The 21,315-nt window shown below is 55.4% G+C and carries 19 protein-coding genes and 1 riboswitch; of the genes, 15 read left to right on the plus strand and 4 right to left on the minus strand.

All coding sequences use genetic code 11. The features are described 5' to 3' along the window. Positions 1-53 precede the first annotated feature (53 nt). The 4 genes from F6V25_RS02890 (at position 54) to F6V25_RS02905 (ending at position 5,922) form a co-directional block, all read left to right on the plus strand. On the plus strand, positions 54-1,946 hold the full coding sequence (locus F6V25_RS02890) for an AAA family ATPase (RefSeq protein ID WP_151127028.1): 1,893 nt from the start codon (positions 54-56) through the stop codon (positions 1,944-1,946). 1 nt (position 1,947) lies between these two features. Continuing rightward, a complete protein-coding gene (locus F6V25_RS02895; protein ID WP_151127030.1) occupies positions 1,948-3,909 on the plus strand; it encodes a hypothetical protein in 1,962 nt (653 codons plus the stop codon). A gap of 186 nt (positions 3,910-4,095) precedes the next feature. Beyond that, positions 4,096-5,364, plus strand: coding sequence for a DUF445 domain-containing protein (locus F6V25_RS02900; RefSeq protein ID WP_338045581.1), 1,269 nt, complete (start codon positions 4,096-4,098; stop codon positions 5,362-5,364). 36 nt (positions 5,365-5,400) lie between these two features. Then, a complete protein-coding gene (locus tag F6V25_RS02905; protein WP_151127033.1) occupies positions 5,401-5,922 on the plus strand; it encodes a GNAT family N-acetyltransferase in 522 nt (173 codons plus the stop codon). Between the two features lie 25 nt (positions 5,923-5,947). Here F6V25_RS02905 and F6V25_RS02910 read toward each other — a convergent pair whose 3' ends face one another. Then, positions 5,948-6,796, minus strand: a complete 849-nt coding sequence (locus F6V25_RS02910) for a mechanosensitive ion channel family protein (RefSeq protein ID WP_151127035.1) — start codon at positions 6,794-6,796, stop codon at positions 5,948-5,950. Positions 6,797-7,042: 246 nt separating this feature from the next. Here F6V25_RS02910 and rsgA point away from each other — a divergent pair, with 246 nt between their 5' ends. The 6 genes from rsgA to F6V25_RS02940 all read left to right on the plus strand — a co-directional run bounded on the left by rsgA (position 7,043) and on the right by F6V25_RS02940 (position 13,154). After that, positions 7,043-7,999 (plus strand): ribosome small subunit-dependent GTPase A, encoded by a 957-nt coding sequence (gene rsgA, locus F6V25_RS02915; protein ID WP_151127037.1) that lies wholly within the window; start codon positions 7,043-7,045, stop codon positions 7,997-7,999. 186 nt (positions 8,000-8,185) lie between these two features. Next, a complete protein-coding gene (locus F6V25_RS02920; RefSeq protein WP_151127039.1) occupies positions 8,186-8,401 on the plus strand; it encodes a hypothetical protein in 216 nt (71 codons plus the stop codon). A 170-nt stretch (positions 8,402-8,571) separates the two neighbouring features. Then, the gene (locus F6V25_RS02925; RefSeq protein WP_151127041.1) at positions 8,572-8,751 is read left to right on the plus strand and encodes a hypothetical protein; all 180 of its coding nucleotides are present in this window, start codon (positions 8,572-8,574) and stop codon (positions 8,749-8,751) included. A gap of 98 nt (positions 8,752-8,849) precedes the next feature. Continuing rightward, positions 8,850-9,752 carry a pseudouridine synthase gene (locus F6V25_RS02930; protein WP_151127043.1) on the plus strand — a complete coding sequence of 301 codons (903 nt, stop codon included), beginning with the start codon at positions 8,850-8,852 and terminating at the stop codon, positions 9,750-9,752. Between the two features lie 102 nt (positions 9,753-9,854). Continuing rightward, a complete protein-coding gene (dbpA, locus tag F6V25_RS02935) occupies positions 9,855-11,246 on the plus strand; it encodes an ATP-dependent RNA helicase DbpA (RefSeq protein WP_151127045.1) in 1,392 nt (463 codons plus the stop codon). 567 nt (positions 11,247-11,813) lie between these two features. Beyond that, on the plus strand, positions 11,814-13,154 hold the full coding sequence (locus tag F6V25_RS02940) for a serine hydrolase domain-containing protein (protein WP_246166934.1): 1,341 nt from the start codon (positions 11,814-11,816) through the stop codon (positions 13,152-13,154). 86 nt (positions 13,155-13,240) lie between these two features. Here the strand turns inward: F6V25_RS02940 and F6V25_RS02945 are convergent, their stop codons facing one another. Then, positions 13,241-14,083: a PA4780 family RIO1-like protein kinase gene (locus F6V25_RS02945; RefSeq protein WP_151127049.1), complete on the minus strand. Its 843-nt coding sequence runs from the start codon at positions 14,081-14,083 to the stop codon at positions 13,241-13,243. A 325-nt stretch (positions 14,084-14,408) separates the two neighbouring features. Then, positions 14,409-14,485: riboswitch (cyclic di-GMP riboswitch) on the minus strand. A gap of 441 nt (positions 14,486-14,926) precedes the next feature. On the opposite strand from F6V25_RS02945, the gene F6V25_RS02950 reads away from it, so the two are divergent. From F6V25_RS02950 to F6V25_RS02965, 4 genes are all read left to right on the plus strand, one after another. Next, complete coding sequence (locus F6V25_RS02950) at positions 14,927-16,927, plus strand: transglycosylase domain-containing protein (RefSeq protein ID WP_151127051.1); 2,001 nt, start codon at positions 14,927-14,929, stop codon at positions 16,925-16,927. A gap of 132 nt (positions 16,928-17,059) precedes the next feature. Then, positions 17,060-17,923, plus strand: a complete 864-nt coding sequence (locus F6V25_RS02955; RefSeq protein WP_151127053.1) for an NAD(P)-dependent oxidoreductase — start codon at positions 17,060-17,062, stop codon at positions 17,921-17,923. A 25-nt stretch (positions 17,924-17,948) separates the two neighbouring features. Then, the gene (locus tag F6V25_RS02960) at positions 17,949-18,962 is read left to right on the plus strand and encodes an aldo/keto reductase (protein ID WP_151127055.1); all 1,014 of its coding nucleotides are present in this window, start codon (positions 17,949-17,951) and stop codon (positions 18,960-18,962) included. 63 nt (positions 18,963-19,025) lie between these two features. Next, complete coding sequence (locus F6V25_RS02965; protein WP_151127057.1) at positions 19,026-19,520, plus strand: tRNA-uridine aminocarboxypropyltransferase; 495 nt, start codon at positions 19,026-19,028, stop codon at positions 19,518-19,520. 12 nt (positions 19,521-19,532) lie between these two features. Here the strand turns inward: F6V25_RS02965 and F6V25_RS02970 are convergent, their stop codons facing one another. After that, positions 19,533-19,937 carry a DoxX family protein gene (locus tag F6V25_RS02970; RefSeq protein WP_151127059.1) on the minus strand — a complete coding sequence of 135 codons (405 nt, stop codon included), beginning with the start codon at positions 19,935-19,937 and terminating at the stop codon, positions 19,533-19,535. A gap of 34 nt (positions 19,938-19,971) precedes the next feature. Continuing rightward, positions 19,972-20,442, minus strand: coding sequence for a VOC family protein (locus tag F6V25_RS02975; protein WP_151127061.1), 471 nt, complete (start codon positions 20,440-20,442; stop codon positions 19,972-19,974). Between the two features lie 316 nt (positions 20,443-20,758). On the opposite strand from F6V25_RS02975, the gene F6V25_RS02980 reads away from it, so the two are divergent. Next, positions 20,759-21,301 (plus strand): YaeQ family protein, encoded by a 543-nt coding sequence (locus tag F6V25_RS02980; RefSeq protein WP_151127063.1) that lies wholly within the window; start codon positions 20,759-20,761, stop codon positions 21,299-21,301. Positions 21,302-21,315 lie beyond the last annotated feature (14 nt).

Raw genomic sequence — 21,315 nt, forward strand, 5'->3', positions numbered from 1 at the left:
CCCAGGTTTGTTCAATCTTGAAATTTGAATAAGGTGTAATCGAAAGGTCCTATATGAATATACATATCAAATCCATTTCTGCAACGGCAGGGTTTCTTGAAAATTGCACTGTGGAACTGGACAAAGGGTTGAATTGCATAATTGGTGCTAGAGGAACATGCAAATCTACCTTAATAGAAAGCATTCGCTATGTATTCAATTCAAATACAAATAAAATTGATAACCTCCTTGGTAAAAGTGACGCAAAAGGAGAGCCAAGTTTTGGTTTGCTGCAAACAACATTAGGTGCTGGAAGTTTAAGATGTGAAATATTTGAGAACAATGCTGAAGATGTTACATCATTGTATCTTGAGAGAGAAATAGGTTCCGATACTAGAATTTATCAAGATGGTGTTAGAGAACATTCTAATTTTGATATGTTACATAAAATAGAAATTTTTTCGCAAGGTGATTTGCAACGTATAGCTGAAGATAGCGACGAGTCACTACGTATATCACTAATTGATAGGCCTAATTTTATAAAAATAAATAAGCTCAAGCAGGATCGGATTGAGCTTGCAAACCAGTTGTTTGATGTTGGCACGCAATTAAGAAACATAAAAAATGAAATTACATCAATAAAACAACAACTTCAGCCGGCAGCGGCGCTTAAAGAAGAACTTAAAATTGCAACACAAACATGTCCGACTTTATCTCCTGAGTTAGAAAAACACAGACTGTTATATGAAAAAAGAATATCAATTATTGAATCATTAGTTGAGTTGAACTCAATAAAAAATAATATCATGACAACTATTGATAGTCTAAATCCTCTTGAGAGCCAATTGAATTATTTTGCAAATAAAATAAATGAAAACATAGAGGAGTCACCTGAATCTTTGGTGTTTGCAACGAGCATTTTAACTGAGCTGTCTAAGATAATAAAATCAGGTAAAGCTCTACGATCATATGATGTTGATAAACATATAGCTGACATGAAACAAGTGTTTGAAGAAAAAAATGACGATTTTTATAAATTAAGGCAAGAGCAACAAGAAGTTAATGAATCGCTTAAACGGCAGCAATTATTAAAAAAACAATTGGAGCACATGGCTAAGCTGGAAAAGGAACAAGATCTATTACAAGCCAGTGAGCGAAGCAACATAAATAAAAGACAAGAAATTAGAGCAAAGCTTAATAATATAGATAATACAATATACGAATTAAGAATAAATGAAATAGACATTATAAATAAAGAATTTGGTGATACTGTTTATTTAACATTGGATATTGAGAGTGGGACAACTAGTTATTATAGTAGATTATGCGATATGTTGACAGGCTCACGTATCAGAACACAAGAAGAAGTGGCCGCAATTATAATTAAAGCGTTTTCTCCATCAATGCTCATAGATATAATTGAAAGCGGAAATAGTCAAATATTGTCAAATGTACTCAACCGAGACCTAGGACAAATGAACCGAGTTGTCGCTCATCTTGCCGACCATCCAGACTTGTACTCATTAGAAACTCACGAGCCTGGTGCTAAATTAGAAATTACAATGTTTCAAGAAGGAATACCAAAACCTGTTGAGACATTATCAAAGGGACAAAAAGCGACAGCTCTTTTACCTCTAATTTTAAGGCCCTTACCATATCCATTACTTATTGATCAGCCTGAAGATGATTTGGACAATAGCTTTATATATTCATCATTGGTGAAATCTGTAAAAGAGCTCAAGCATAAGCGCCAGCTTATTTTTGTTACGCATAACGCTAATATACCAGTATTGGGCGATGCTGACAGAGTTGTTGTAATGAGTATGAGTGACCCTAGTAGAGCTGATGTTCCAAAATTTGGATCAGTCGAAGAAAGAAAGTATGATATTTTAAATTTGCTAGAAGGAGGAGCAGAGGCATTTAAGGAAAGAGAATCAAGGTATCATGATATTTTGAATGAGAATTAAGATGAAATCTTTTTTAGAAAAAATATCAAGTAAAGAAATTAGTGAATACCTAACATCATTATCGGATCTTCCACGAAATATCGTTCGAGGTAAGGATGGATCGGATTTGGTAATGACAATCTCAATGACGCTATCAAATACCACAGCTTTATCTATAAAAGAGCAGTCAGAGCGTCTAGAGGCTGTACTGAAATTATTAAATATTGATGACGATGCAATAGATTCACTTTCACTTCTCGCTAATCAATTACCACCTCATCTCACCAATGCAATAGCTAAACATTTGTCGCCGACCCAAAAGCATAATTTAATTAAGCCAATAAAAAAATTATCTTTTGAATCAATACAAATACCTACAGCTTTAACTTCACCTCAAAGCAGCATATCAGTAAGAGTAGTTGAAAATAGAATTGATAAATATGATAAAGGTGCAACTGTTATATTGCTTTCAAAAATGCAAAACCAAGATGCAAATAAAAAATTGTTAAATGAAAATAAGTTTTCACCTATTATATTTAATGATGTAGATACGTTTTATGTTGATATTAACAATAATTCAGATATTTGTGCCGTTATAATAGATTCATCATTTATACACGACATGTCGTCACAAGAACAGATATTGTTTTTTGAAACTATATCTGGATACTCGACATTTATATGGGTTCGTATAGATGATACTGGCCTTAAGATTAGTCATGAGGAAATAAATAGTGTTTTTAAGAAATCAAGATGTAAATTATATGTTGAAATAAGAGATATTTCCTATCAGCCAAATGGGGTATTACGAGAACAAGAGCTATCCGAGCTTTCGCGTGTAAGAGATTTGCTTCGAGCAGAAGACAGCACACGGTTCATTCCCGCCGAAATTAATGATGAAGAGATTCTCACACTAATTTCAGCAGCAACAGATCACTTACAGCAAATAAGATATGAAGCGAGTATAAACGTAATATCGTTAGAAACAAGATTCCTGCAAGGCGGATATTCACCTGCCCGTATCGCCTTAATACGTATTAATAGAGATGGTAAATACATAGTTGCAAAAATTAGTGATAAATCTGCAGTATTAAATGAAATGAAAAGATTTTTAGAGATTATAAAACCATGGGATAATCAGTTAAATCCGAAGTTGTATTTTCATAAAAATTCAGCAGTTATTTTGTTTGACTTGGTTTCAGATTTTGCTTCAAAAGAATTACCAGCTCCGATGCTCCAACATTGCCTAGAAGATATCTGGCATACGCAGCTTTTTAATAAAAGCACTGAAGCGGAGTATGAAAGAAAAATTGATAATTTTTGTGATGCTATAGAAAAGCTTGCTAAGTCTATATCAGAACTTAACATTAGGCGGCCTGCTCATTCGGGACTTTCCAGTGTTGGAAATCCTTCGATAACACATCTTACAAATATCGAAATGCTTGGCATTGACTGGGGACTTCCCTCAGATGCGATTAGTGCCCGTAACCTTGCGGAAATTAGATTTGCACAATATGCAATGCATGCATCTATCCATGGTGATATTCACTTGCGAAACATTTTAGTAAAAAATGATCTTGATATGCACCTCATAGATTATGCTGGCAGTGGACCAGGTCATCCGGCAATAGACCTCACAAGGCTAGAGCTGTCATTATATTGCAATTACTTTAAAATGGCTGAATTAGAATCAAATTGTGTAGATTTTCAACAAGATATTTCCATAAATTTATTAAATAAAGAGGATATAGAAAGAAAATACTATAAAATGATATCTATTAAAATTAATAAAATAGTAATACGAGGGGTTGTCGCAGCAAGGGACCATGCTATAAAAGCTTGTGAATCATACGGCGGTGGAAAAGAAGATTATTTGGCCGCAAAATATCTTGTAGCTTGGCAGTACTTAGCAATGAATGGGCCACAAACCAGTCTAGTAAAATCCATAATTAATGTACTTACACCGGCAATCTCTAATTGGTAATTTTAGAGAGAATTGCGGGGGTATCCATACTAAATTCAAAAGGTGCCATTTCGGCTGTCTTTAAGACCAAGCATTGACAAAAACACCACCGCTATGCCATAAAATAGCCCGCGCAATTGAAAGCCGCTTTCACCCGATGAAGCGGCTTTTGTTTGTCAGCGCATGAACGCAGAAATAAACCTGGAGATGTGTGTGGATAACAGAAAACGACTACTGATCAGAAACAAGACAATAGCCACGGGATTGATGATCGGCGCGGCCCTGCTGTTTGTGGTGGCCCGCCTGCACAAGGGGCAGGGGGCCTGGGAGTGGGCCGCCGCCTTTGCCGAGGCGGCCATGGTCGGCGCATTGGCGGACTGGTTTGCCGTGGTGGCGCTGTTCCGCCACCCCCTGGGGGTGCCCATACCCCATACGGCCATTATCAAGAACAAAAAGGACGTCATTGCCGGGAACCTGGCAGAGTTTATCCGCGACAAGTTCCTGGCCACCGGCACCCTGATCGCCCGGCTGCGGGAGTACAACCCGGCCGAGCATCTTGCCGTGTACCTGATGTCCAAGGATAATGCCGCCGGTCTGGCCAAAGTAGTGACCCGCGTGCTCGCCGACTCCCTGGATTTTATCCATGACGAGCGGGTGCAGCGGTTGTTGCGGGCCGCCCTGGGCAACCGGCTGGAAAGCTTCGACCTCTCCACGTCCGCCGGGGCAATGCTCGATGCCCTTAGAAAGGACAACCGCCATCAGATCGTGCTCGATGACCTGTTGCGCCGCTGTGCAGCGTGGCTGGCGACCGCCGAGGCGCAGGCCGGGTTGGCCAACGCCATCGATACCCTGTGTACGAAAGAATATCCGCTCTTGAGCGCCTTCATCCCCAATCGGGACCAGTTCGCCAAAGGGGTGGGGGAAAAGGTTGCACACCGGATCAACGCCTTTATCCAGGAGGTTAATGCCGATCCGTGCCATGAGGTCCGGTACCGGTTCGATACCACCGTGACCGAATTCATCGCCCGGCTGAAATCCGACCCGGCACTGCGCGCCAAGGTTGAAACGATCAAGGGTGAGGTCGTCCATAACCAGGCCATAGCCGATTACGCCCAGAGCCTCGGCAACGATCTGAAGAGTTGGCTGAGCAACGACCTGCAGCAGCCCGAGTCCAAGGTGCAGGAGAAGATCGGGGCGGCGGTTGCGGGCATCGGCACGACCCTGTCCTACAATCGGGAGTTGCAGGAGTCGTTGAACGCATACCTGGAACGGTTGCTGCTGCACCACGGCGACAGGCTGCGGACCGCGGTCGCCGGGCATATCTCCGGCACCATGCAACAATGGGAAATCGATGACTATACCAACGAAATCGAATTGAGCATCGGTTCCGACCTGCAGTTTATCAGGATGAACGGCACCCTGGTGGGCGGCATGATCGGCCTGCTGCTGCATGCCGTCTCCCTGCTGCTCGGGTAGAACTCTCCCTATTTCAGCCATTACCACGGGGGCACTATGAAGATACAAACAGTGACGCTGGAAACCCGGCCCAAGGTCTATGCCCTGTTGCACCGCGCCTTTCCCGGCAGCGACTATGAAGCCGGACTGGTAGAAAAACTCCACGGAAATGGTAGGACCCTGCACGAGTGGGTCTGCATCCATACCAACAAGGTTATCGCCTACATCGCCTTTTCCAACGCCTATCACGGCAATGAGGTCTGCGGCCTGCACTTGGCACCCATGGCCGTGGCCCCCGATTTTCAAAGGCAGGGGGTGGGTTCGGAACTGCTCCGGTTTGCCCTGCGCCAGGAGGCGATCAAAAGCCAGCCCCTGTTTGTCCTGGGCGAACCTGGCTATTACAGCCGGTTCGGCTTCGAGCCGTGCAGCATGCCCATCTGTCCGTTCGATACCGACAACGCCCATTTCCTGGGCATGCGGAACAGTACCGCCGACAGCTTTGTGGTGGGGTACGAACCTGAGTTCAAGCCGGCTGCCACACCGCCCCGTCCCCAGGGAAAGAAGCGCCGGGCAAGGTAAATAGCGGGAGATAGGCTCCCGGGGATCAGGGGAGGGGATTCAGGAGGCGAACATCGCGGCGGGGAACCGGGGACTCGATCTTCTTATCCCGGAATGTTTCTATTACGGCTTGGTAGATCGCTGCCTGGGTGGGAACAAAATCTTCAACCTTCACCCACGGCTTGATAGCCAGGGCGATGGACGATTCATTGAGGGCGGCTATGCCGACAACGGGCGCAGGCTCCCGTAAGACACAGATATTTTGCTGCAGGATGGTGTTCACCTGTGAGAGCGCCAGGGCAATGTCCGCACCGTACCCTACGGCCGCCGTCAGATCGAGCTGGCGGATCGTGCCGTAGTTGTGGAGGATCTCCCCCACGATCTTCCGGTTGGGGACGATGACGAGGGAGTTGTCCGTATGCAGCAGTGTGGTGGAGAACAGGGCTATGTCGGTTACCTGGCCGTAGACCCCGAGGAGTTCAATATAATCGCCGATGGTGAATGGTTTCGAAAAGATGATCGTCAGTCCGGCCACCAGGTTCCCGAGGAGCCCCTGCATGGCCAGGCTGACGCCGACCCCGGCCACGCCGATCCCGGCTATGAGCGGCGTGATCTGCACCCCCATCTGGCCAAGGGACATGATCCCTATGAGTGCTATGATCAGGAGCTTCACGACCTTGACGATGAGATTGCTCACCGGCTCGTCATACGCCCTTGACTTCAGCCAGCGATGGATGAGGTTGCCGACCCAGCGGGCGATAAACACACCGATGCCCATGAGGACGATGGCGGTGAGGATCTGCATCCCGTGATCGACAAAATAGAAGATTACCTTTTCGGTCAGTTCCGGTGAGGTTGCCGCGGCTGCCTTTTTTACCAGTGCGCTGTCTGCCATGTAAAAAGGGTATCATGGGATGGGGCGGTGCGCAAGGATGCCCCATGATAATCGGCAGCGGCAATTTCCCGCGACGTCCCCAATCACCACCGGTAGCATCTGAGGTCTTCCGGGCCGGGCAGAGAATGCCGGCGCGGCGAATAAATTGTTCCGCGAGCCATACTATGCTATAATGATTCAGCGTCTGAACCACTGGGACACCTCCCCGTGGTTTTTTTTATGTACGCGGAATGAGAGCGTCACACCATGAATCATGGAACATCTTCATCACACCGTCTGAAATCCCCTCCGTCGGGGGTCGCATGCACTGACCCGGCATGCTGCGGGTTGATAACGGCCCACCACGGCGTTGAGGTCGAGGTCGTCTTCACCACCGGTAAGCGCCGTATGGTACGGGTCAAGCGGAGTTCCGGCCATGTGGTCGGCGACGATGTGGAGGTCGCAGGCGAGATGTTGCGGCGGTTGCCCCGCCGGACGGAGTTGCGCCGGCGCGATGGCGGCGGCGGTATCCACCTGGTGGCGGCAAACCTGGATGTACTCGGGATCGTGGTGGCGCTCAACTCGTCGCCGGGCTTCATCGACCGGGCCATTGTTGCAGCCCGGGTAGCTCAGTTGCAACCCTTCGTGGTGGTCAACAAGTGTGATCTGGACGACACCGCCGCCCTGCTCGCCGACCTGCACCGAATCTATGCCGATTCGCTTCCGGTGTTTGCCATCAGCGCCATGGATCGGACCGGTCTGGCGCCTTTGCAGGCGTTTCTGAATCAGGGGCATCGGGGGGTGTTTGTCGGTTCAAGCGGCGTCGGCAAAAGTTCGCTGTTGAATGCCCTCTGCCCGGAGATCAATCTCAAGGTGGGGAAGGTCAGCGACCACAATGGCCTGGGACGGCACACCACCACCGTCTCCACCCTGCACCCCCTGTCCGGAGGTGGCGAACTGGTCGATACCCCCGGTTTCAGAGATTTCGGCCTGGTGGATATCCTGGCGGAGGAGCTGGCCATCCACTTCCCCGGCTTTGAAGAACATGGCGAGGTGAGTTGTCGCTTCCGCAACTGCCGGCACAGGACCGAACCGGGTTGTGCTATCATCAGGCTGGTGGAGTCGGGGCACATCCCGGCCGACCGTTACGCCGTCTATTTGAAACTGCTGGGCGAGGTCGAGGCTGATCAGAGCGAGGCCCGCAGCAAAGGCTGGAAAAACTGACGCATTATAGCCTCTCATTGGGAAAACGGTGCGGAAGGATTCCGAAGATGCCACGTGGTGAATACGTGCTGCATGGCGATTGATGGTGGAAGTTCTGCGTGCGATAGTGCATACTGACAATATAGATTCCGCGCGGGACATCGTCTGACTGGAGACGCGCATATTAATCCTGCTGGAGTGCAACGGATGAAAGTGGACCTGGACGTGATGAAAAACCTGCTGAGCAAGCGGGGGGATGAAATCGAAAAAAGTGTTGCCGGCACCGGCTATCTGGTAAAGACCGTCATGGGCGTCGGCACCTTTCTGCTCGATAACGAAGGGGATATCGACCTGCTGACCGCCAAGCAAAAGGCCACGTTCGAAAGATTCCTCCTGCCGCTGTTGGAGGAACCGCCCCGTTAGCCGCTCGTGCACCTCACAACAGAGCAGACCCGACGACAGAGGCGGCCCATCGGCCGCCTTCCGTTTCTTTCGGTGGCACGGGCCGACCAGGCGCATGCCACGGGTGAAGAGCGCACCCCCGGCAAAGATGATCAAACAAGCTTAAAAAAATACCGACTGAAGGTGAAACTATGAGTATATTCAAACTGTGGAATCCCGTGAAAGTTTGCCGCACCCGGATGATCAGCAAGGACTTTTTCGAGTGCAAGGTGAAACGGCCCGACCCCGAATTCTGCGAGCATTCCCTCCGCATGGGGGGAAGTTACATCTGCAACCATCTGGATCGCCTCGAATTTTCCAACAGGAAATAGCAGACGCCTGTGCCGCTTCTGATGGCGCCCTCCGCGGAACCTGCAATATGCTGACCTGAAACCCCTGCACACCGTCCCGTGGTGATCGAGGAAACCTTATGGGGATTTCGAAACACCCTTCCGTCGTGACCATGCCGAAGGCCGAGAGGCCGTACCCCTCCATCCTCTCTTTCCTGAGTGGGAGATTTCCCTCTATCCCCCGGGAAATTTGGGAAGAGAGGATTAGGGAGGGCAAGGTCCTTGACGAGGGGGGACAGTGCATAACCCTGGACACGGAATACGCCCCCTTGCGGCGCATCTTCTACTTTCGCGAGGTCGGCGCCGAACCGTCCATCCCCTTTAGCGAAAAGATCCTGTTTCAGGACGACCAGATCCTGGTCGCCTGCAAACCCCATTTCCTTCCCGTAACCCCCGGCGGACGGTATGTCGATGAATGCCTGTTGAACCGCCTGCGCACCAGCACCGGGATCGAGGAGTTGGCGCCGTTGCACCGCATAGACCGGGAAACAGCCGGTTTGGTGCTCTTTTCCGTCAATCGTGGGAGCAGGGGGCTCTACGGTCAGCTCTTCATGAATGGCCGTGTTGAAAAGACCTATCAGGCCGTCGCGGCGTGCCGACCGCTTCAGGAACCGGGATCGTGGGATGTGGCGAACAGAATCGAGCGGGGAGAGCCGTGGTTCAGGATGAAGACCGTACCCGGCGTTGCCAATGCCCGATCCATCATCCATCTGGTGGAGGTCAGGGGAGCGCTAGCCCGTTTTGTCCTGCACCCCCACACCGGCAAGACTCACCAATTGCGGCTCCATATGAGCGGTCTCGGCTTCGGGATACTGAACGACCGGTACTACCCCGGGTTGCAGGCCGAGCGCGAGGATAACTTCGCAACCCCGCTCCAGCTTGTCGCCCAAAGGCTGCGCTTCACGGACCCCCTTAGCGGCCGGGACCGGGAGTTCGTCTCCGAACGTACGCTGTTGTGGCAGCCCGGCGTGCCTGGCGAATGATTTGCTCAGGAAGCGGTACCATGGTATAGTTAGAGCGCGTCTGAACCACAGGGACAATCCACCTGTGGTTTTTTTGTGGACGCGGAACGGGAGCGTAGCGCCATGAACCCCACAGCATTTTCATCCCTCCACCTGAAAGCCCCTCTGCTCAAGAACCTGGTCTCCCTCGGCTATGCCGAGATGACGCCGGTTCAGGCCCATAGCCTGCCGCTCATCCTGGCCGGCAAGGACGTGATCGCCAAGGCCAAGACCGGCAGCGGCAAGACCGCGGCCTTCGGCATCGGGCTGTTGACCCGTCTGGACGCTGCATCCTTCCGGGTGCAGGCGTTGGTGCTCTGCCCGACCCGCGAACTTGCCGACCAAGTCGGCAAAGAGCTGCGGCGCATCGCCCGTTTTACCGACAACATCAAGATCCTCACGGTGTGCGGCGGCGTTCCCTTCGGTCCCCAACTCACCTCCCTGGAACATGGAGCCCACGTGGTGGTCGGCACCCCCGGCCGTCTGCTGGACCATCTGCGCCGGGGCAGTCTCGATCTCTCCGCCCTGCATACCCTGGTGCTGGATGAGGCGGACCGCATGCTCGACATGGGGTTTCAGGAGGACATCAGCGCCCTGATCGCCGCCGCCCCGCCCAAGCGGCAGACCCTGCTCTTTTCCGCCACCTACCCGGAGTCCATTGCCGCCATGAGCGGGGCGATCCAGCACGAGCCGGTGGAGGTCAGTGTGGACGAGGCCCATGACGAGGGGGCTATCGAACAGGTCTTCTACGAGGTGGACCACGAGCAGCGGACCGAGGCGGTGGCGCGCATTCTCGGCCATTACCGGCCGGAGTCGGCCCTGATCTTCTGCAATACCAAGGTGGAGTGCCAGGAACTGGCCGATGTCCTGATCAGCCGAGGCTTTGCGGCCCTGGCTATCCACGGCGACTTGGAACAGCGGGAGCGGGATCAGGTGCTGATCTGTTTTGCCAACCGGAGCGCCTCGGTGCTGGTGGCTACCGATGTGGCCGCCCGCGGGCTGGATATCAAGGAGTTGCCGGCGGTGATCAATTACGAACTGTCCCGCAACCCGGAGATCCATACCCACCGTATCGGCCGCACCGGTCGCGCCGGAGAACAGGGGCTGGCAATAAGCCTGGCCACCCCCCGGGAAAGCCGGCTGGTCGCCGCCATCGAAGAGACGCTGGGCAGCGCGATTACCCGTGGCGACCTTGCCGCCCTGGCCCAGGCGTCGGGCAGGCCGCCGGGACCCCCCATGGTGACGCTCTGCATCGACGGTGGCCGCAAGAACAAGTTGCGCCCCGGCGATGTCCTGGGTGCCCTGACCGGCGAGGGGGGGATTGCCGGGAGCGAGGTCGGCAGGATCGATGTCCTGGACTTACACACCTATGTGGCGATCATGCGGCACAGCGTCGATCGGGCCGTTGCCTGCCTGGGGGGCAACAGGATCAAGGGGCGCTTCTTCAAGGCCCGAAAATTGTGCCTCCCTTTCTGAAATCCACCGCAGGGCCGTGGGGTGAGCCGATTGGCTCTATGACGGTAATAAAAAAATGCCTCTGCCTTCAATGAGTGGTATAGTGTGCCTAACCGCTCTGTCGGAGAGGCGCCATAACCATACGCGATAAGGAGAAACAGCCATGAGCAAAGGTGTGGACAGTAAGAAGGAAACGAAAAAAGAACCGGCTAAAACCCCGAAGGAAAAGAAGGCTGAAAAGAAGATCAAAAAGGCTGAGAAGAACAAATAGGAGTGGGGGGAGACTCCCAGGGATGGAAAGCAGAAGCACCAAAGGCGGCCAATCGGCCGCCTTTGGTGCTTCTGGGGGAGATGCCGAACCCTGGAAGCGCTCCCGCCCTTCACCAGCATGGAACACAAATGGTTTTTGCAGAAGGCTGCGGTGTGAAATGTCGAGTGCGCCCCCTTGCGGATTGCCGCGATTCGCGTGATGGACATCACAACATTTGCATCTGTTCCCATGTTATGGTAATCACTGGAGTGCCGCACACAGCCCGGATAATTGTCCGGACCCTGCGATCAACAGCCTGCACCCTGCAAAGGTCTACCGTGCGTCTTTTTTGTTGCCTCATTTCATGCTGCCTGTTTTTTTCTGCATCGCCCCTGTTCGCATCGGATGAGATCCTGGATTACGGCCGTATCGCCACCATCGATCTTCTCATGGAACGGGCCATTTCCAGTAACCTCATCGCCGGCGGCGTCGTGGTGATCGGCAACCACAATGGTATCCTCTCCAGTACCGCCCGCGGACGGCTGAACGCCCGCCCTGATGCGCCGTTGCTCGACGGGCAGACCATCTTCGATCTTGCCTCCCTGACCAAGGTAATCGCAACCGCGCCGGCGGTGATGAAACTGCTGGATGAGGGGCGCATCTCCCTGCTGGACCCCCTGACCCTCTGGTTTCCCGAATTCAAGGGCTCTGAACTTGAAAACGTCGCAATCATCCATCTGCTGACCCATACTTCGGGACTCGCGGATTTCGATATGAGCACGGATGAGGCCATGAAAACAGCCGTCATCAGGGCGGCGGCGGAGAAAAACCGGCCCCGGCCGGGCAGCAGTTTCCATTATGCCGATATCAATTTCATTCTGCTGGGGGAGCTCGTCCACCGGGTTTCAGGCAGGACATTGGACGCCTTCTGCCGCGAAGAGATCTACACGCCGCTTGCCGTCCCCGAGACCATGTTTTTGCCCACACCGAATCTCGCGAACCGGATCGCCCCCACGCTGGGCGGTGACGGTGGCACCGTGCAGGACCGAAATGCGCGGCGCCTCGGCAGTGTTGCGGGCCATGCCGGCCTGTTCAGCTCCGCCCAGGATCTCGCCCGGTTTGCCCGCCTGATGCTGGCCGGGGGGGCGCTTGACGGCAAGCGCATCCTGTCCGAACAGGCGGTGAAGCAGATGACCACCCCGTTTTCCTGCCGCAACGGCACGGTGGTGCGCGGCTTGGGCTGGGACATGAATTCTCCCTTTTCGGCGCCAAAGGGGAAATTGTTTTCAGATGCCTCCTTCGGCCATACCGGTTACAGCGGTTCTTCCATCTGGATCGACCCGAAACAGGATCTGTTCGTGGTTTTCCTGACAAACCGCCTGGATTACCGGCACATCAGACTGTTCAACAAACTGCGCAGCGATATCTCCACCGTTGCCGCGGCGGAGTTCCGCACGTCGGGCGATGAGCGGGGACCGACGGTAGCCCCGGCGGAGCTTGCACGAATCTCCTCGGACCTGCACCAGAATGTGGCGGCCCGGAAGGCTCCGGTCGTTTCACACCGCATCAGACTGGTAGCGGCGGTATCCTCCAAACACACCAAGGCGTATCGTCAGTACGCCAAAAAGGGCGGCAAGAATCATCGTCACAAATCCTATGGCCGGACCCGCCGGGCGTGAATCACCGAAGGGCCGATTTCCACGCTTCATAGGGAGATCGGTTGATACCTGAATAGACAAAGGGCGGCCAATCGGCCGCCCTTTGTCTATTCAGCGGTGCGCGAGCTGTTAAGTTCATGCCAGCGCCGCGCCGATTCCACATCCCGCATGACGCCATGCACGTCGGCTGGGGTGCTGCTCTGCTCAAAGCGTCCGGTCAGGACGGCATCCGGTCTGAGCTCGCCCCTGGCGTAAAGCTTCCAGATCTCCCTGCCGTAGTCGGTGGCCAGCAGTTCTGGAGCAAATCGGCTGAAGTAGGCGGTCATGTTGGCGACATCCCGTTTGAGCATGTCGGCGGCATTGTTGTTCCCCGCGGCGTCGATGGCCTGGGGGAGGTCGATGATGACCAACTCGCCGTTACCGACCAGTACGTTGTACTCGGACAGGTCGCCGTGAACGACGCCGGCGCAGAGCATGAGAACGATCTGCGCGATCATCGTGCTATGATATTTTCGGGCCTGTTCCGCCGTCAGCCTGACATCGTTCAGCCGCGACGCGGTGTTGCCGTCGTGGTCGGTCACCAGCTCCATCAGCAGTATTCCCCCGGCGTAGCTGAAAATCTTCGGTACGCGCACCCCGGCGTCGGCAAGGCGTTGCAGGGCGTTCACCTCGGCGTTCTGCCAGGCACCCTCCTGCTCCTTTCGGCCAAACTTCGTACTTTTTCCCATGGCGCGTGCCTGCCGGCTGTTCCTCACCTTGCGCCCCTCCTGATAGCGGGCCTGGGAACTGAAGCTCCGGTGCTCGGCATCCTTGTACACCTTGGCGCAGCGCAACTCTCCCATGGACCGGACAATATAGACCTCGGCCTCCTTGCCGCTCATAAGCTGGGAGACCACCTCATCGACGAGGCCGTTATGGACCAGTAACTCAAACTTCTTCGGCATTCTCATGGGGCATTATATCCTATCCTGGACGCACGGAAGCGTTTTCCGTATTTCCTGTTCGTTTCGGCTGGGGCGGTTCGCATGACGGGGGGGCGGGCTGTTCCCGAGGAGGGAAGAGAGGCGGTCGGATCGAAGGACACCTGAGAAGATATTTTCAGGAAGTAGGTCAAGTTGTAATTATAGCCTAAATCCCGCCTAAAGGATAGAGTATTTCCAGGGGCCGCCCGCCATATATGTTTGGCTTTCCGGTAGTATCGGTCGATGACGACCAGCGACAGCCGGGGCCGGCAATAAAAAAGCCGGGTCGCCGCAGCTATCGTCATACTGATAGTTCGGCGACCCGGCTGTCTCAGGGAGACCCTGTGGGCTTTCCGTCCCATCCTCGCGGATGGTTTAGTAGTATCGCTATCTGAATCTGTCCTGTCTGAAGTGGCATAACCTTACCCTATGGGCAGACGCCTGTCAAGGCGGGGGGGCTTCGGCCCGCGCGCCAGACCCCTCCGGGCCGCGCACCCCGCGTGACAGGAAGGGCTTGTGATGACATCAAAATGCGCCCATTGCAGTGCCCTCCCTTTTGTGCTATTCCCAGAACAGGAAACACCAGGGCATTTCATACGCGCCGGCCTTGGGCGGTCCCTCGCCGATGCGGGGTACGATACTCCTGCCCGGTTGCGCTTCCGGGGCGGAAGGTTCAGAGGGGCGGGCAGAATGACATACTGGGGGGCGCGAGTGTCAGTTTTCCCTTGACGTCCACCGAAATATGTAGGAATACCGGGCAGGCTTGGTGAGGGCAACGGCAGAATAAAAATCGATGGATTGTCTTGCGATTACGCATTAGGACTGAATACCTTGAATATCCTCAGATACACTTGTGGTAAATGGCTGCTGTATCCCGTACTCCTGGCACTTTCCCTGGTCCTGACCCCGGTCGCCCCGGCGTCTGCCCAGGGCAATTTTGCCGACTATCCCCCGCTGCTACCCGACTATACGTCCATCAAGATCTTTGACAACCAGGGGAGGTATGTCGGCCGACTCCTGCCGGAGAAGCGGTACTGGGCCTCCATCGACCGCATCCCTTCCTTTTTGCAAAAGGCGGTGGTGGCCGTTGAAGACGCCCGCTTTTATGAACATGGGGGGATCGATATCCGCGGCATCGCCCGGGCCCTGGTGAAGGACGTGGTCAAGGGAAAGATGGTCGAGGGGGGCTCGACCATCACCCAACAGTTGATCAAGAATAAATACCTCTCCGGTGCAAAGACCATCGAGCGCAAGCTCGATGAAGCCCGCATGGCCATTGATTTTGAAAAGAAATATACCAAAAAACAGATTCTGGAGATGTATTTCAACGAGATCTATTACGGGAACGGGGCCTGGGGAATTGTCCAGGCTGCCCGCATCTATTTCGACAAAAACCCGGAGGAATTGACCGATGCCGAGTGCGCCCTCTTGGCCGGTGTGCCGAAGAACCCGGGGCGTTACAATCCGCTGGGGAAAGCGGCCAACGTCACGCGGCGGCGGGACGTTGTTCTCAAACGGATGGTGGAGTTGAGCATCATCAGCCCCCGGCAGCAACAACGGCTGAGGACCCAGCGGGTCACCTTCATGCGCTCCGGACAGGCCTTACAGTATGTGGCCCATGTCCGGGCCAAGCTGATCGAACGGTACGGTGCGGAGATCATTGAGCAGGGGGGGCTGGAGGTGACCGCGGCTCTGGATCTGAACCTGCAGAAACAGGCGGAGTTGGCGCTGGCCGAGGGGGTAAAACGTATTTCTCCCCACATGCAGGGGGCTCTGGTGTGCCTTGATCCCACCACGGGCGATGTGCTGGCCGCTGTGGGGGGCGTGGGCGTTACCAAGGGGTCCTATAACCGCGCCTTTTCCGCCAAGCGCCAGCCAGGGTCGTCCATCAAGCCGCTGATCTATGCCGCAGCCCTGGAAAAGGGGATTACCGCCGGCAGCATCTGGAACGACACGCCGGTGGCCTACGACCGGGGCAATAATCAAGTCTGGAAACCGCAGAACTATGGGAGGGAGCGGTATGGTGATCTTTCCCTGAGGCGTGCCCTGGCATATTCCAACAATGTCATCACGATAAAGGTGCTTGAGGCCATCGGGGTCCCGTATTTTACCGATTTCGCCGGAAAGATGGGGCTGCCGTTACGGGCGCAGAACGGTCTCTCCCTGGCCCTGGGAACGGATGAAGTCACTCTGAACGACCTGGTCCAGGCGTACACGCCTCTGGCTAGCGGGGGGATGCGTTCCGAAGGGCGAACCATTATCAGGATCTATGACCACAGGCGCCGTGCCTGGACGGAAAATCCTCCGATAGTCACTCCGGTCCTGGCGCCTGCCACCGCTTTTGTCACCACCCAGATGCTGAAGGACGTCATGACTTATGGCACCGCAAAGTCGCTCAGGAGGTTCAGCCAACAACACCCGGCCGCCGGGAAGACCGGGACCACCGACGACTACCGGGATGCCTGGTTCGTCGGCTATACCCCCCAGGTGATAACCGGCGTCTGGGTCGGTTATGACAAGCCCCGGCCGGGTGGGAAGGGCTTTACCGGCGGCGCTGTCGCGGCCCCCATCTGGGAGCGGTTCATGCGCCGGGCCGTGGCAGCGAAGCCTGCCGTGGATTTTCCCAAGCCGGATGCAGTGGTTTCCGTTACCATAGACCCCACCACGGGCTATCTGGCAACGGCGGAGTGCCCGAAGAAGCGCGACGAATTCTATATCGCCGGGACCGAGCCCACCCAATACTGCCCCAAGCATGGTGGAGGTGAGGCCGTACCTCCACCGGTCACGCCACCGCCACCGCCATCGCCGGCGGCAAAGGATGGTATGTTATAATTCATCCCACATGCTTTACCCGAGGCGGGTGGGTAACGCGGGGATGCGCGGAGCAACCGGCACGGAGCCTGTGGCCTCGGCGCACCGCAAGATTCCCGCACATTCATCACCGCGGTAAAAAGGAGAAGGAATATGACTCAGTATGGTTTTCTCGGTCTCGGTATCATGGGTAACCCCATGGCGGCCAACTTGGTGCGGGCCGGTTTCCAGGTCGTGGTCTGGAATCGCAACCCGGCCAAATGCGCCCCCCTGGTGGCCCTGGGCGCGCGCCAGGGAGGGAGCCCCCGGGAGGTGGCCGCTGCCTGCGACATCACCTTTGCCATGCTCGCCGATCCCGCCGCCGCCTCGGAGGTCTGTTTCGGCCCGGAGGGGGTGTTGGAAGGGATCGGCGGCGGGCGCGGCTACATCGACATGTCCACCGTGGACGATGTGACCGCCCGCACCATCGCCGAGGCGGTGGCCGAACGGGGTGGGCGTTTCCTCGAGGCCCCGGTTTCCGGCACGAAGAAACCGGCCGAAGACGGGACCCTGATCATCCTGGCCGCGGGCGCCCGGGCGCTGTACGACGAGGCCGCCCCGGCCCTGGACACGATGGGGAAAAAACGTATGTACCTGGGGACCGTCGGCCAGGGGGCGCGCATGAAGCTGGTGGTAAACGCGATCATGGGCGGGATGATGGCGGCCCTCTGCGAGGGGGTGGCCCTTGGCCAGAAGGGGGGGCTCGACGGTGCCGAGATTCTGGAAGCCCTCGATGCCGGTGCGCTCGCCAACCCGCTCTTCAGGGGCAAGGGGCCGATGTTGTTGCAGGGTGAATACCCCACCAGTTTTCCGCTCAAACACATGCAGAAGGATCTGCGCCTCGCCGTCGCCCTGGGGGATGAGCTGGGGCAGCCGCTCCACTGCATCGCCGCGGTTAACGAGACCTTCAAACGGGCCCGTATGGCAGGTCACGCCGACGAGGATCTTGCCGCGGTCTTCCAAGTCATCAAGCAGTAGGGCGATCAGGAACAGGGGGGAGGTCATGAACAGCGATACCATCGAGTACGCCCAACTGGGCGATAGCGGCATTACCGTGAGCAAGGTCTGTCTGGGCACGTGGGCCATCGGGGGGGGGATGTGGGGCGGCTCCGAGGAGGCTGAGTCGATCCGTACCATCCGGTCGGCTCTCGACAGGGGGGTTACCTTCATCGATACCGCGCCGGTGTACGGGTTCGGCCGATCAGAGGAGATCGTCGGCAAGGCCGTCAAGGGATACCGGGAACGGGATCGTGTGGTTATTGCAACCAAGGTGGGCCTTGAATGGGACGACAAGGGGTGGGTGGCGAGAAACTCGACCCGCCGGAGAATCCTTAAAGAGGTGGATGATTCACTGCGCAGGCTGCAGGCGGAGTACATTGACCTCTATCAGGTCCACTGGCCCGACCCCCTCACCCCCATGGAGGAGACCGCTCAGGTCATGGCCGACCTCCTGAAAGCGGGAAAAATCCGGGCGGTGGGGGGCAGCAACTATACGCCGGAGCAGATGGACGCATTCAGGAAGGTGGCGCCGTTGCATACGGTCCAGCCCCCTTATAACCTGTTCGAGCGCCAGATCGAACAGGACGTGCTGCCGTACGCGAAAAAACGTGGGCTTGCCGTCCTGGCCTATGGTGCCATCTGCCGCGGGCTGCTTTCGGGAAAGATGAATGAGGGGACGCAGTTCCAAGGGGACGACCTGCGCCTGCACGATCCCAAATTCCGAGCCCCCCGCTTTTCCCACTACCTCAAGGCCGTCTCGGCCTTGGACGCACTGGCAGCAAAACGGCATGGCCGTCGGGTTCTGGAACTGGCGCTGCGTTGGGTACTGGATCAGGGGGCGATTGCCCTCTGGGGAGCCCGACATCCCGGTCAACTGGACCCGGTCGGCCAGGTCTTCGGGTGGTCCTTGACCCCTCAGGATCTCATGGATATCGATACGGCGATCCACGATATCATACCGGACCCGGTCGGCCCTGAATTCATGGCCCCGCCTCCACGGAGGCAGGATGTACCTTAAGACGAAGAACCGCCTCGGTGCATCCACACGTGCCTCCATGATCCCTCTTCATGGGGGCACGAGATGAAATTCACCCTCCTGACCCATTTCAAGGAGTTCGAGAAACCCTCCAATACCGGCAAATTGGTGCTGGAGGTCCTGGGAGACGCGGCCGAGCAGGTCCGCTGGGACCGGCTGAACCCGCCCGCCGGACTCGTGGAGGAGATCGAGGCGGGTGGTGTGGCACTGGTCTATCCCGGCGCACCGGACGAGAATGACGACGATTTAACCGGTATCGACCACTTCGTCCTTATCGACGGCACCTGGCACGAGGCCCGCAAAATCCACCAGCGTAGCCCCTATCTCCTGAAGCTCCGCCGGGTCTGTCTCAAACCGACCGGGAAGTCCCTCTACAACCTCAGGAAGAACCAGAAAGAGGCCTGCCTCTGTACCGCAGAGTGCGTGATGGAGATTCTGCGCAGCACGGGGAGGACCGAGGAGGCGGAGCGCCTGCGGGAACGTTTCCTGGCATTCATCAGGCCCCCCGGCGTCATGCGGGGGGCGGTGCCGGGGCACTGAGGCGGAGAAACGTCACTTCCGCGGCCGCCCCTCCCCGCCTCTGAAGGCATCGACGCTCCAGATTCCGCCCCCTTGGGTGGCGATGAACAGGAACACAAAGCAATAGATCACCGCCAGTTCGCCGTTGTTCTGAATCGGCAGCAGCGCCTTTGTCCCGTGCGCCATCCAGTATGCCACGGCCATCTGGCCGCTGGTGACGAAGGCCGCCCAGCGGGTGAAGAGCCCAATCATGACCAGAATACCCCCAATCAGCTCGATCGGGCCGGCAACGTAGGTGATGAATGCGGGAACCCCTGGCGGCATTGGGATCGGGATGCCGAACAGCTTCTGGACGCCGTGCCAGAGAAAGAGAAATCCGACGACGATCCGCATCAGGGCATACCCCTGGGAATTGTAGGTCGACATGAATGGTTTCATGGTACCACCTCCCGTGGCTTGTGACCGTGTCGGTTCATTTCGCGGCAAAGAGGGCCTTGGCACGCGCGCCGATCTCTTCCGGCGTCACGTCTTCCGTATGCGTGGCAACGGACCATTTGTGCCCGAACGGATCGGCGACCGTGCCCATGCGGTCCCCCCAGAACTGGTCCGCAACCGGCATCAGCAGCGTGGCGCCGGCCGCAACCGCACGGTTCACGACGGCGTCCACATCTGTCACATAGAGTACGATGGATGTGGCGGTGCCCCCGATGGTCTGTGGGCTGAGGGCATTCCACTCGGGACATTCATCGCACAGCATGATCGGCGAATCGCCAATCATGATTTCGGCATGCATTAATTTGCCGTCCGGGGTTGGCAGGCGCATGCACTCCGTGGCGCCGAATGCTTCTTTATAGAATTCTATGGCCTTGGCGGCATCGGTGATAATCAGATAGGGGGTAGCCGTGTGATAGCCGTCCGGGATCGGTTTTGTCGTGATGCTCATGATATTTTCCTCCCTTCTGTGGCGTAACTCGAACAGGGGGATTTCTCCACCATGGAGTGTTGGCCGTTTATAAGACTATTTTAGTCTCTTGACGGAAAAAGGCAATACGCCGCTTTATGGCGTGTCAACCAGCCGGGGCAAGCAAGAAAAACGGACCACAACCGGCTTTGCCCCTGGAACATTGCCGATCAACTTGGTATCCTGACGCTCACGACCGCATGATGACGGTTGTAATTTTGGGGTTCATAACCCATACTCCAGACTTCGCATAGCGCACAAATCCCTTGACCGGGAAAAAATAAGGATATCCCCCGACATGGCACTGCCGTCCAAAGTTTATAAAGCGTTCCTCCAGCTCTCGGATGTCGACCATGGCGTCTATGAAACCTTGCAGGCGACGGTCGCTCAGCATCCCTCTGAAACCGCGGAGCGGCTTGTGGCCCGGTTGCTGGCCTACGCGATCTTCCACGAACCGGAGTTGACGTTCACCAAGGGGATCAGCGCCACCGACGAACCGGACCTTTGGGTGAAACGGGCCGACGACAGGGTCAGTCTCTGGGTCGAGGTCGGCCTGCCGGAGCCGGACCGCATCATCAAGGCGAGCCGCCACTCGGAACGGGTCGCCCTGCTGGCCTACGGCAGGCAACTCGACACGTGGAATCAACAGCAGTTGCCCAAGTTGGAGAAGGTCGCCAACCTCATCGTCATCAGTATCGCTCCTGCAATCATTACCAAGTTGGCATCGCAGTTGGAACGCTCTATCACCTGGTCGGTCACCATCACCGAAGGCACGCTCTATCTGACCTGCGGCGAAGAAACGCTGGAAAGCCCTCTCCTGGTAAAGATGGGCAGCCGCTGAGCCCTGCGGGCGGG

It is taken from the genome of Oryzomonas japonica, from assembly GCF_008802365.1.
Classification (GTDB): domain Bacteria; phylum Desulfobacterota; class Desulfuromonadia; order Geobacterales; family Pseudopelobacteraceae; genus Oryzomonas; species Oryzomonas japonica.